A 13,037-nucleotide genomic window follows, 5' to 3' on the forward strand; every position below is an offset into this window, starting at 1 on the left:
GTAGAGGCGGTTTTTTAAGGGGAAAATAGTGTCATTACATAAACCGCTTTTAAAAACTGAAGAGGATATTCATAAAGAATTCCTCTTCGGGATTACAAGCTATAACGTTTAAACGGAAATAGAACCAGACGAGTTCTTATTACTTGTTTTTTGTTCTGGAACACGTATTAAAATAATGAGACCGATAATAAATAGTAGAACTAGGCTTAATACGCCGGCATTTGAACTTCCTGTCAGCTGGGAAGTGACACCAACAAGAAGCGGGCCCATGATCGAGGCGAATTTGCCAAATATATTATAAAAGCCGAAGAACTCATTTGCCTTTTCTTTAGGTATAAGCTTAGCGAAATAGGATCTGCTTAGAGCTTGAATCCCTCCCTGTGAGGTTGCGACAAGCATTGCTAATATCCAGAAATCTAATGTAGTCTTTATAAAGTAAGCGTAAATACAGACAATCATATAGACAATGATGCCGACATATAGCATCTTTTTTCCGGTAAATCTTTCTGATAAACGTCCATAAAGTATCGCAAAAGGTGCTGCAACAACCTGTGTGATAAACAAAATAACTAATAAGCTTGTCGAGCTAATTCCAAGGTCTGTTCCGTATGCAGTGGACATTGAAATAATTGTTCCAACACCATCAATATAAAAGAAATAAGCGAGTAAAAATAAAAACAAAGCTCTATATTTTTGAATTTCCTTTAGTGTCGTTCCTAAACGTCTAAAACTATTAATGACAGGGTTCGGTTCACGTTTAATGTAATACCTTTGTTTTACGTTTTTAAGCAGTGGAATTGTAAATATTGCCCACCAAACAGCTGTGATCAGGAAGGCGATTTTACTGGCAATCGTTGTTGAAATAGGAATGATGTTATTTTGAGAAAGGATGATAACAGCAATACTTATAATAAAGGGTATCGTACTACCGATATAGCCAAAGCTAAAGCCACGCGCAGAGATATCATTCATTTTTTCCTCTGGTGTTACATCAACTAAAAATGCATCATAGAATACATTTGCACCAGTCGATCCGACAGCTGCAAACGTATAACATATTAATAAGAGCAACCATTGATCACTCGGTATAAACGCTAAAAAAGCGGTAGATAGCACACCTAATGAAAAAAAGAACATAAAAAACCGTTTTTTAATTCCTTCATAATCGGCAATTGTACCGAGAATTGGACCTAGCATAGCAAGGATAAAGGTTGCTATTGCAACTGTATAACCTAAGTAGGCTGTTGAGTCTGCTGCGCTAACCCCAGCATTTGTAGCTGCAGCTTTATAAAAAATAGGGAATACTGCTGTTGTAATAATGATTGAATAGGCAGAGCTTGCCCAATCATATAAAATCCAACTATTTTCCTCTTTCGTGAGACGCCTCATATATTTACCCTCCCTAGTAACATTTAATTCCATTGTACAAGAAAAAAAGGGAATAAAATGAAAAACTAGTAAATTTTACGGATAATTTACAAACCGATAAGTCATTCAAATTTATTTAAAATCGATCATGATTGTTACTAGAAAGGATAACTTATTAGTTTAAATTTATTTCCATTACAGTAGAAACATCATGAAATCCTAGCTTTTCATAGAGAATTTTTGCTGGATTACCAGTATAGACATTAAGATGGACCTTTCGATAGTTTTGCTGCTGCAATTCCTTTAGTGCTCGCATCATCAGTTGTTTCCCTACACCCTCATTCCGATAATCAGGGAATACGTATATCGAAAGGATACTTCCTGTTTTCTCCGTATGAATTGGATTGAAGTCTGGCCCAATTAATACCCACCCAATAATCCAGTGATCTTTTACAGCGATAAGATAATAAGCCCCATTATTTAGTAAAGGGGAAAAAACGTTATAGCCTATATTTATATCTGATTGCACATACCCCATTGAACTTTCGCCCATCACATATGAAGTCAATTGAAGCAACTCGTTAGTTTCAGCAATATTTGCTCTTCTTATTTTCATCTATATGTCACCTCATCTAAGTATTCATTTACCCAGTATATGGGTTCAGCATCGAAAAGGTTAAATCGCAACAATAGTTAATCGATAAACTAACAATAAATCGAAAATGAATATAGTCTTATAGCTTAAAAAATGCGAATCTACTAAATGAAATTGAAAGAAATAGGGTTATCTTTTTGATGGATAGAAGGATATAACAGATATTAGGTAATCGATTAATATTATTATAATTAAAATATTCGGAAATTTTTCAGAAAATTACTTTAATTTAATAAGTTAAGGAAGTATAATAGTGACAAAAAGATAACGCTTTCAAAAAAGGAGGGGGGCGATTTACTAGGTTAAAGGAATCTAGTTCCTTTTAGTGTTTTGTTAATTGTAGCGGTCATACAAATTATATTTTAAGTAAGGGGAGGATATTTTGAAGAAGGGGAAACAGTACTTATCTATTATATTAACAGTTGCTTTAATTTTTTCAGTCCTACCGACAGCTTTTGCTGCAACGGAAACGAAATCAAATGCGATTAATCTTGTAGATTCTAATGCTTCAAGCTATACGAAACAATTGTTTACATATTTACAAAACATAAGTGGAAAGCAAGTGTTGTTTGGACATCAGCATGCGACAGATGAAGGATTGACGATAACAGGTTCAGGAACTCGTGTGGGGTCAACTCAATCTGAGGTGTTAAATTCAGTTGGTGATTATCCAGCTATATTTGGATGGGATACATTAAGTCTTGATGGAGATGAAAAACCAGGTTCACCTGATAATACGGATGAACAAAATCGGCAAAATTTAATTAAATCAATGAAGGTAGCGCATGATTTAGGCGGAATTGTTGCCCTTAGTATGCATCCTCCTAACTTCGCGACAGGCGGACGTTATAATGATACGAGTAGTAAAAGTGCGGTAGCAGATATTCTTCCGGGTGGTCCTGCCAATGACGAATTTAATGCATGGTTAGATAACCTTGCAGCATTTGCCAATAATTTAAAGGATGATAATGGAGAATTAATCCCTGTAATATTCCGCCCTTTCCATGAACAAAATGGAGGCTGGTTCTGGTGGGGGGCTCAAACGACTACAACAAGCGAATACAAGGAGTTATATCGTTATTTAGTTGAGTACCTACGCGATAAAAAGGGGGTCAGCAACTTTTTATATGCATTCTCACCGAACGGACCTTTTGATGGAAATAGAGAGGAATATTTAAAAACATATCCGGGGGATGATTATGTTGATATTATTGGACTAGACCAATATGATAATCAAGATAATCCTGGTTCAGAGTCATTTATTAGTAAGCTAGTAAATGATTTAGCGATGATTTCACAAATCGCACAAGAAAAGGGGAAAGTCTCTGCGTTTTCTGAATATGGCTATAGTCCTCAAGGGATGAAAACAACAGGAAATGGAGATTTGAAGTGGTTTACAAAAATTTTAAATGCAATAAAGAGCAACCCTGATGCTAAAAAGGTTTCATATATGCAAACATGGGCTAACTTTGCTTTAGGTGGAAACTTATTTGTCCCATATAAAGGCTATAAAAATGCTCCAGAGGGTGGAGAGGACCATGAATTATTACCAGATTTCACCGATTTCTATAATGACTCTTATTCTGCGTTTTTAAAGGAAGTTGGCACTGTGTATACAGGTGAGCAAATTCCGACTACAGAGGAATCACCATTTATGCATGTTGTCTCACCAACAGTAAATGCTGAAATTAAAGCAAATACAACAACAATACGTGCAAGAGTATTGAATGATCATCCGGCAAAGGTAGTCTACACTGTAGAGGGTTCAGATGAAGAGTTCCCGATGACACTTGATAAAGACGGATTCTATTATACAGCTGACTGGTCTCCATCTGCAGCCGTTAACGGAGGAACAGCAAAAATTACTGTCAAAGCTTATGATAATGCTAATAATGTATTGCATGAACAGGCAGTTACAGTAATTGTTAAGGTTTCTGAAATTGCGATAAAGAGTTTTACGTTTGATGAAGGGATCGAAGGGATTCAAAGCAATGGTGCTTATCCTGATACGATTAAAACGTCTATTGAGCATGCAATTATAAATGATAATGGAATGTTAAAAATTAATGCGACGAACATGGAACAAAATCAAACGTGGCAAGAATTAAAGCTAGAATTGAACGATTTACCTGACGTAAACCTTGGTGCTGTAAAACGAGTGACGTTTGATGCGTTAATTCCTGTTAAAGCTAAAACGGCCAACGCAAGTGTTTTAGGGATAGCCATGCTTCCTCAAGATTGGAATACAAAGTATGGTGAATCTACAACAGGTAAACAATTGGCTGAACTTGAAACAACGACAATTGAAGGAAATGAATATGCAAAATATACAGCGTCAATTGATTTAAATGATCCTGCTAAGTCAGAGGCTGCTACAGGTCTCGCTCTTTCATTAATCGGAAAAGAGCTGAAACTAGAGAGTGGTGCTTTCTTTATTGATAATATTAGACTTCTTAGTGTTTTTGCTGAGGCTCCTAATGATCCATCATTAGTTGATGATTTTGAATCATATCTCGGAAGTGATGCTGCATTAAGTAAGGCGTTTGTTCCTGCAAATGGAAGTGTTTCAACGTCTTTAAGTGGTGCGAATAAGCAATCTGGTACGTACGGATTAAAGTATGACTACTCACTTAGTGGTCCAGGAGACTATACAGGTGTTACAAAAACATTAAATAATGTAAATTGGTCAGAGTTTAACAAGCTTCAATTTTGGTTAGATTCTGATGGGAAAGCGCAAAAGCTAGTTATCCAAATTAATATTGGCGGAATTTCATTTGAAGCTTATCCATCTTTAGCTGCTGATGGTTCAGGATTAATTGAGGTTCCATTTAGTGAATTTACTCCAGCACCTTGGGATGCTGGCAATGCCGGTAAGGTCATTACAAAAGAGAATCTAAAAAACGTTACGAAATTCTCAATTTATATTAATGCGCAAGATGACTTAGCAGAGCCAATTAACAGTACACTTTATTTTGATGATATCAAGGTTGTTAACGATGGTAGCGGCGGTGTGCCAAACGGTGGAGATGGTCCTGGAAGTATGCCGGAGCAACCGGGCTTATTATATGATTTTGAAGAGGGAACTGATGGTTGGGTCATTGAATCGAATGAAGCAAATGCAACAAATGCGGTAGTGACTGATGAAGCTGCATCACATGGGACAAAGTCATTAACGTCAACATTTGATTTAACAAAAGCTCCAGGCTTTGAATTTGCAAAGGTACAAGCTATCGATTTATCTGCAGTCAAAGCGATAAGTACGAAGGTTAAATTATCAACTAGTACAGCGAATGCACGCCTATATATTAAAACAGGCTCTGATTGGGCATGGGTAGATAGTGGTGTCGTTGTTGTAGATGATAGTGAATTCAAAACATTAACGATACATTTGGAAAATATTGCAAATATTAATAGTGTTAATGCAATTGGCGTGAAAATTGAACCACTAAGTGGGGAAGGTACAGCCAAAGCTTACGTTGATGAGGTTATGTTACATGGTGAAGGTGAAGATCCAGGAACAGACCCAGGAACAGACCCAGGAACAGACCCAGGAACAGACCCAGGAACAGACCCAGGAACAGATCCAGGAACAGACCCAGGAACAGATCCAGGAACAGACCCAGGAACAGATCCAGGAACAGACCCAGGAACTGATCCCGGAAAAGAAATTCCAGAAGACCCTAAAACGGAGGTCCCAGCTACAGAAACTCCAGATAAAGAGGAGACGGTAACAAACAAACCAGAAAAAGAAGTAGTCACTCCTGTACAAGTAGATCAAACTGATAGGAATCAGGAAAAGGGTGGGAATGAATTACCAAGTACAGCAACTAGTCAATATAATTGGTTATTATTGGGGATATCTGTTCTTATCGCTGGATTAGGATTCATTATCTTTTGTAAAAAGAAAGTAGTGAATGATTAAGAGAAGATTTTAAATACAATGAGGCAATTAAAAGGAGTAGCATATAACAATTTTGATAGTGCCTTAATTTCAAATTGAACTGCGAGAATGAAAAGAAAAAAGTATATCTTTAATAGAATTTGAGTAAGACCACTTGAAACTAGGTGGTCTTTTTTCATTTGAAGAAATAGGAAAAAAGTTTGAAGTTTTTGAAAGAACCATTTCGATTGTAGTAAAAATGGGATAGGTTTTATGATTCAAATTAAACTTTTAGTCTATTTTTCTTTGAAAATAAAAAAAGTCCTTGTTAACATGTAAAATGTTATAAAAATTGTAAAAGGATGGGATGATATGTCTAAAAGTAGTTTTAATTACAAAATGAAATTGAATCAGAGCAAAAAAAGATTTGTAAAACGCGTCGCTACATTGACGGTCGCTTCAACGTTAGCTGTATCTGTTATACCTTCACTATCAAGTACTTATACACAGGAGTTTTTTGGGAATGCTGTTGCATATGCTCAGTCAGGTAATTTAATGGAGACGTATGAGCCATTAACGGGTTTTTATAGTATTCAGCATAGTGAGGAATATAATTATACAACTCATACTATGATGCATGATTGGAAAATCAACTTTGATTTGGAAACTCAAAAAGAACTATTTTATACAGTGAAATTCCCTAATGAACTTGCTTATTTACTAGAAGATGAACAAGTTGTAAATTCTTTGAAAGAACAGTTTAGACCATCTGGACAAGTTATAAACGGTGATAATGAAAAAATCTATATGAGCCAAGTTGGTAATCCGGCTGATACGTTTCTATCAGTTGATCAAAACACTAATAGCCTGGTCTTTAACTTCTCGGACTACCTAGAAAATTATAATTTTAAATTAATAGAGGATTATCCTTATAGCTTTCATATGAGACTGCAAACAAGCTTTAAAGAATTACAAAATGGTGAATATACTTTTAAAGCAGCTTTAACTAGTGAACCTGTGAATTTAGATGTTCTGACTGATGCGTATCCACTTGAGTTGGCTATCACTTACAATGATTCTAATCAGACTCCTGCCCCAGAGCCGACACCAGATCCAGAGCCGACACCAGATCCAGAGCCGACACCAGATCCAGAGCCGACACCGGATCCAGAGCCGACACCGGATCCAGAGCCGACGCCGGATCCAGCACCAACACCAGATCCAGAGCCGACACCGGATCCAGAGCCGACGCCGGATCCAGCACCAACACCAGATCCAGAGCCGACACCGGATCCAGAGCCGACACCGGATCCAGAGCCGACGCCGGATCCAGCACCAACACCAGATCCAGAGCCGACACCGGATCCAGAGCCAACACCAGATCCAGAGCCGACACCGGATCCAGAGCCGACGCCGGATCCAGCACCAACACCAGATCCAGAGCCGACGCCAGATCCAGCGCCAACATCTGAACAGGACAATGGTGACTCAAAGAACACTGAAAAAGATGAAACATCTAAAGAAACTCCTGTCGCAAAGCAAGTTAATACAAATAAAAATAAATCTCAAATAAAAGTTACGACAACCGAAGAAGGTGGAGAGCTGCCTAAAACAGCTACTAGTAATCTAGCAAATAGTCTTGCGGGAGCTGCTGCTGCACTTCTAGGGGTGGGACTTTTCATAATAAGAAGATTTAAACGTACTGTTTAAAGATAGGGAGACTGTCTGTTAGGTAACACTTAACAAGACAGTCTCTTTTAAACTATGACAATTGTCTCTCCCGCAAATCTATCTAGGCAACTCATTTGCGTATTGCTTTCTTAAATGACTTAGTTCCTCAAGCTTTTTTAAACTTCTTTCTTTATTTTTCATCCCAGTCGCGATAATTAAATTCTCAACCATATATGTTGGTGCAACCATTGAGTGAAATTCTTGTAATTCCCCTCTGCTAGCAAAGAGAACGCTATCTGCTAAGTCTGTAAAATCGGAAATTAGCTGATCAGTTAGTAGGATCGTTTTATATCCAACGGTTTTAGAATGCTGTAAAAGAACCTTCGCCTCTGGTAGTAAGCGAATAAATCCAAAAATGACAATAACGTCATCTTTACTAATGTGGAGTAAATCTTCGAAAAGCTCACTGCCGTTGTTCTCGATTATTTTAATCGATAGTCCATATCTTGCCATTCGATAGCGCATTAGCTCGCCAAGACCCTTTGATGGACCAGGGCAATAGAGGAAGATTTGCCGTGATGTTAATAACGTTTGTATGGCTTCGTCAAAATTTTTAGCTGAGAAATGTTGAAGAGTTTTTTCAAGGTGGCTCACACTAATTGATAACGTATGATGCTGTAATTCCCCGCCTTCTACTTGCTTCATAATATTTTGCATTTTCCCTGCTGGAGAAGATTCTAGTTGCTCCTTTACCTTTAATTTAAACTCTTTAAAGTTTTTATAGCCAACAGAACGCCAAAATCGTGATACAGAAGCAATGCTCATATCAAGCTTATTTGAAATCTCCTGTTCTGTAGAGAGTAGGATGAATTCAATATTCTTTTGAATGTAATCTGCTATTTTTATTTGATTAGGAGATAGTGCTTCCTTATTCCAGTTTAAATCGATCATATCATGACTCCTTGATATCTATTTTTCTACTATTTAGACTATCATATTTTCGCCTATTGCATGTAAGTTTTTTTACACCTTAATATTAATTGATAATTTTTTTACATTCAATTTACATGTTCATTATAGTTTGTTAATAAAACGTCTATACACTGTAAGTAATTCAGATTAAGGAGGTTTTTCCTATGGCTCATATCAATCAAAGGTATGTATTAACACAGTCACAAAAAATGATGGTATTTATTTTGGCGATGTCGCTGTACGGTTTATCAAACATGATAACCGAGCTAATTCCAGAGGTTAGAGTTGGTCCGATTGAGTTCTCGGTTGAGTATTTTGCGTTTATTCCATTGACTCTATGTATTCTTTTCCATCCTTTATATGCTGCAATTGGGGCGTCTCTTGGTGAGGTTATTTTTGGAGAAATTATGCTAGGGCAGTTTGGTGGGCTTGGTGAATTAGAGAAGTTTATTGCCTTTTCATTAGCGATGTTTATTGCTGGATCTTTAGTAAGTGACCCGAAAAACAAACGCCAGGTTGGGATAGCAGCGATGACAGGTGTTATTATTCATCAATTAATTAGCTGTCTTGTTGATATAACGAAAGTATGGATAGGCCTTGAGGAGTTAGAGGCGGTGCCAGGTTTAGCTGAGAGCGTGTTAGTCATTGAAGGCGCTTCATTTCTAAATGATGTATTATTCTCAGGGATATTATTTGCCTTGCTTCCTACATTATATTTAGTACCGAGATTATATGGGAAAATTGAACCTTTGCTTGGTATGAAGCCAAGAGACCGTTCTGTTCATTACTCTATTGGCGATATTCTTGCACCGAGATTAGTGGTTAGTGCAATTCTGATAGCTGCCTTTGCATTTATAGCTGAATTTATGGCAGAAGCTGATATGAATATTATTGAATGGGAAGCGGAGCTTGGGGACTATTTTATTTGGATTAGTATGGGGGTTGCGGCAGTTGTTGCATTGTTAACGATTTTGTACATGGTAATGAATAAAAACAAACGTATTAGTAAGGAAGGATAATGATGTCAATCCAAATTAAAAATGTCACCTTTACTTACCCAGGGGCAGAAAAAGCAATATTAAAAGATGTATCATTGGAGATTGGAAAAGGCGAATTCGTCGCCATCGTTGGCGGGAATGGGAGTGGAAAATCTACCTTGTGTAAGCTGATGAATGGGTTGATTCCACACTACTATGTTGGTGATTTTTCAGGTGATGTTCTCGTTAATGGAGATTCTACATTAAAAGGGAAGGTTGCTGATTTTTCAAAGCAGGTTGGCTATGTCTATCAAGACTTTGAAAACCAGCTTGTCCGCCCAACTGTTCTTGATGATGCATGCTTTGCACCTTTGAACTTTGGGTATGTGGATTATCGTGAAAGAGGGAAAGAAGCATTAAGGATTGCAGGGCTTGTTGGGTATGACCATGAATTTATTTGGCAATTAAGCGGTGGGCAGAAGCATTTATTGGCATTAGCTGGCGCCCTCTCTCTAAATCCAGATACTCTTATTATTGATGAGCCTGTTGCTCAGCTTGATCCGTATCATGCAAAGGAAATATATGAGGTATTAAAAAAGTTACATGAAACATATGGAAAAACAATTATCGTCATTGAACATCATACAGAATTTATTGCTGATTATTGTGAGCAGGTTGTTTTAATGGATAATGGCCAAGTTGTATGGAAAAAGCCAACGAACGAAGCGCTTTTAGAGGTGGAACAACTAATGGAAAAGCAAATCTATCCTCCTCAAGTTACACAAGTAGCCTACCGTTTGAATTTACAAAAGCCATATCCACTTACGTTACAGGAAGCAGACCGATATTTTAAGGACGTTAGGATTAATTTAAATTCGGAGAACATGCGAAATGAAGTTAACAATGCGGAGGCTGAACCGTTTATAACGATATCAAATCTCGATTATGGTTATAAGACCGTTAACCGTGATAAAAAAACGGTGTTGAAAAATCTTAATTTAACGATTAACCGTGGAGATTTAATTGCGCTTATAGGAAATAACGGAGCTGGGAAATCGTCCCTTATGAAATTGCTCACTGGGCTTGTAAAACCTAATAATGGTGAGGTTGTCATAAACGGTTTTGATACGAGGAAATACAAGCCTGAGACTTTAGCGGATTTTATTACATACATTTACCAAAATCCTGAAGAGATGTTTATTGAAGATAGTATTAGAAAGGATGTTGAATTCTATTTAAAGGCTAGAAAAGTAAAGGATTATGAAGAGACTGTTGATAGACTTTTAGAGGAATATGACCTTACAGATATACAAGATTGTGATGGTCGTTTATTAAGTGGTGGACAGCAAAGAAGAGCATCTCTTGCAATCGGAATCGCGACGAAGCCTTCGGTGATTTTATTAGACGAGCCAACAGCTAACTTAGATATTGCAACAAGAAAGCATATTACGAGCTTAATCGGCGGATTACAGAGCACTGCCCAGACCGTGATTATTGCAACACATGATATGCAGTTAGTTGCTGAGTGGGCGAATCGTATCATTGTCCTTAGCGAAGGGAAAGTCATTCATGATGGTACAAAGGAAACGGTATTTTCTAAACCTGAATTACTTAAAAGCGCAGGGTTTGAACCGCCACAAATTTTAGAATTAAGTAGAAGGTTAGGGTTAAAACCACCTTCATATACTGTTGCAGACTTTGTTGAGAGAGTAGAGGGGAGGAGAGCGGAGATTGGATTATACTCGCAAACTGTTTGATAAATTATCTGTTGAGCAGGTGAAAATTGAGCTTTTAAATACTGCATATGGGAATGGAAATACATTTTTGGCGAAGCTAGACCCTCGTACATTGTTTATTTGGTATATATTCTTCGGAATTGTTCCGTGGTTTATCCATAATCAAGCGATTCTCTTTAGTATGTTTATATTTATGATATTTACGACGATCCTTGCTAGAGTAAGTCCTCTTATTCTCTTTATCTTAACGTTAGGCTTAATTAGTCAGGCCGGTTACATGGTCGTTGTATCGTGGTTTTTTGGGGGGAATCTCGAGGTGCTGCTTCCGTTAATGAAGCTAACGTTAAAGCTTTCTGTCATTTCATTGGCGAGTATTACTGTCTTTTGCTCAATGGATCCTGAGAAGCTTAGTGACGGCCTTTTAAGTATTGGTGTACCAGGTCAAGTATCTTTTAGTATTGCCTATGGATACCGAATGCTGCCTAGTTTACTAGAGGAGTATCATCATGTGTTTCTCTCTTTTCGTTTAAGAGGGAAAGCGCCTGACAAAAACGGATTCCTTTTTTGGCGGGTAATTGTTTACTTTTGTAAACTAGCAGTTTTATCTTTTTATCCATTAATCTTAAGTACTTCAAAACGTGCAAGAACGACTGTTGAGGCATTGGAAACAAAAGGCTTTTCATTTGCGTTTCATAATCCAAGTGTAAAAAAGCTAAAGCTAGCACATCTCAAATTTACAACTCGAGATTATGCGTTTATTGGCCTATCAACAGTTTATATCGTCTTAATATTTATTCTCTTCTAAAAATTGCAAAGGAGGTTCATGATGTATATTGATTTCCATACTCATGTAAAACTATCAAAAAAGACAAACTTTATGCCGGACTATTTTGCCGAAATGATGAGGGAGGCAAAGGAAAGTGGATTAACGGCAATTGCGATGACTGAACACTTTAATACGTTAAGGTATACAGAAATCTATGATTACCTTGATGCGCATTATTCTTATGAGAAAGATTACTATAATATAGATGGATTAAAGCTCTTTCCTGGTTTAGAAGTAGATGTGAAAGAGATAGGACATATTCTTATAATAGGAAAAAGAGATGATATTTTATCAATTCATTATGCGCTAGAGAACCATATGGAAGATGGAAGTTTTATTGCTTTTAATGAATTACTTAATCTTGCTGAAGGATATGATGTGATTAAAATCGGGGCACACCCATTTAGAAAAAGCACACCGTTGTATCAGCATGATCCTGAACAGCTAAAAAGATTAGATGCGTTTGACTTAAATGGAAAGGACCTTTATTCACAAGGAGAAGAACAATATATTGAAAAAATAAAACCATTTGCTAAAAACTTAGGGGTACCAATTGTTGGAGGTAGTGATACACATCAATTTCTTCAATATGGATGTATTATGAATAAGCTTAAACTTGAATGTCATACGATTCGCGATTTAAAGAGTTGTATCATTCAAGGCAAATATACTGTTGAAATCTCTCCTTCTCTTCCTATTAAGGTGAAATCGGCAAAGCTAGCAAAGAAGTTAATGAAACAAATGATTGAATTAAAGGCTAATGTTTTTTCGTAAAGAATTGGTAAAAGAAACTGGCTTCTTTTGAAGCTGGTTTTTTTATTGTGAAAAAGAAAACCCTAGGCTAGGCCTAGGGTTCCAAAAAGCTTTCAGCGTGGTATTAAAAAAACTCTTCCGTGGTGCTAAAATATTTTTGGTTCCCCAACCAAAATATGAGCATACGGAGGAGTTTTAT

The 13,037-nt window shown here is 37.0% G+C and carries 9 protein-coding genes; 6 read left to right on the plus strand and 3 right to left on the minus strand.

Annotated features, from left to right (window positions below; all coding sequences use genetic code 11):
- Positions 1 to 108: 108 nt before the first annotated feature.
- Together HU235_RS21630 and HU235_RS21635 are read right to left on the minus strand one after the other, a co-directional pair.
- Complete coding sequence (locus HU235_RS21630) at positions 109 to 1,389, minus strand: MFS transporter (RefSeq protein WP_095300378.1); 1,281 nt, start codon at positions 1,387 to 1,389, stop codon at positions 109 to 111.
- 154 nt (positions 1,390 to 1,543) lie between these two features.
- Positions 1,544 to 1,984, minus strand: coding sequence for a GNAT family N-acetyltransferase (locus HU235_RS21635; protein WP_145582569.1), 441 nt, complete (start codon positions 1,982 to 1,984; stop codon positions 1,544 to 1,546).
- Between the two features lie 421 nt (positions 1,985 to 2,405).
- Between HU235_RS21635 and HU235_RS21640 the strand changes: the two genes are divergently transcribed.
- Positions 2,406 to 5,945 carry a glycosyl hydrolase gene (locus HU235_RS21640; RefSeq protein ID WP_217451460.1) on the plus strand — a complete coding sequence of 1,180 codons (3,540 nt, stop codon included), beginning with the start codon at positions 2,406 to 2,408 and terminating at the stop codon, positions 5,943 to 5,945.
- 330 nt (positions 5,946 to 6,275) lie between these two features.
- Entirely contained in the window at positions 6,276 to 7,613 is a 1,338-nt protein-coding gene (locus HU235_RS21645; protein ID WP_174881543.1) for an LPXTG cell wall anchor domain-containing protein, read from the plus strand.
- A gap of 78 nt (positions 7,614 to 7,691) precedes the next feature.
- Here HU235_RS21645 and HU235_RS21650 read toward each other — a convergent pair whose 3' ends face one another.
- Positions 7,692 to 8,525 (minus strand): MurR/RpiR family transcriptional regulator, encoded by an 834-nt coding sequence (locus tag HU235_RS21650; RefSeq protein ID WP_145583970.1) that lies wholly within the window; start codon positions 8,523 to 8,525, stop codon positions 7,692 to 7,694.
- Between the two features lie 185 nt (positions 8,526 to 8,710).
- On the opposite strand from HU235_RS21650, the gene HU235_RS21655 reads away from it, so the two are divergent.
- From HU235_RS21655 to HU235_RS21670, 4 genes are read left to right on the plus strand one after another with little or no spacing between them, the layout of a single operon-like run.
- On the plus strand, positions 8,711 to 9,565 hold the full coding sequence (locus tag HU235_RS21655) for a cell division protein FtsQ (protein WP_174881544.1): 855 nt from the start codon (positions 8,711 to 8,713) through the stop codon (positions 9,563 to 9,565).
- Positions 9,566 to 9,567: 2 nt separating this feature from the next.
- The gene (locus tag HU235_RS21660) at positions 9,568 to 11,280 is read left to right on the plus strand and encodes an ABC transporter ATP-binding protein (protein WP_233452349.1); all 1,713 of its coding nucleotides are present in this window, start codon (positions 9,568 to 9,570) and stop codon (positions 11,278 to 11,280) included.
- A complete protein-coding gene (locus HU235_RS21665) occupies positions 11,255 to 12,064 on the plus strand; it encodes an energy-coupling factor transporter transmembrane component T family protein (protein WP_145583977.1) in 810 nt (269 codons plus the stop codon). Before HU235_RS21660 ends, HU235_RS21665 begins: the two co-directional genes overlap by 26 nt.
- Positions 12,065 to 12,085: 21 nt before the next feature.
- Positions 12,086 to 12,859, plus strand: a complete 774-nt coding sequence (locus HU235_RS21670) for a PHP domain-containing protein (protein WP_174881545.1) — start codon at positions 12,086 to 12,088, stop codon at positions 12,857 to 12,859.
- The last annotated feature ends 178 nt before the right edge of the window (positions 12,860 to 13,037 follow it).

The organism is Metabacillus niabensis, from assembly GCF_902829255.1.
Taxonomy (GTDB): Bacteria; Bacillota; Bacilli; order Bacillales; family Bacillaceae; genus Metabacillus; species Metabacillus niabensis.

Bases quoted from the DNA above. Each gene is read 5' to 3' on its own strand.
- HU235_RS21645 (WP_174881543.1), top strand. From the start codon at position 6,276: ATGTCTAAAAGTAGTTTTAATTACAAAATGAAATTGAATCAGAGCAAA.
- HU235_RS21670 (WP_174881545.1), top strand. From the start codon at position 12,086: ATGTATATTGATTTCCATACTCATGTAAAACTATCAAAAAAGACAAAC.
- HU235_RS21650 (WP_145583970.1), bottom strand. From the start codon at position 8,525: ATGATCGATTTAAACTGGAATAAGGAAGCACTATCTCCTAATCAAATA.
- HU235_RS21660 (WP_233452349.1), top strand. From the start codon at position 9,568: ATGTCAATCCAAATTAAAAATGTCACCTTTACTTACCCAGGGGCAGAA.
- HU235_RS21655 (WP_174881544.1), top strand. From the start codon at position 8,711: ATGGCTCATATCAATCAAAGGTATGTATTAACACAGTCACAAAAAATG.
- HU235_RS21630 (WP_095300378.1), bottom strand. From the start codon at position 1,389: ATGAGGCGTCTCACGAAAGAGGAAAATAGTTGGATTTTATATGATTGG.
- HU235_RS21635 (WP_145582569.1), bottom strand. From the start codon at position 1,984: ATGAAAATAAGAAGAGCAAATATTGCTGAAACTAACGAGTTGCTTCAA.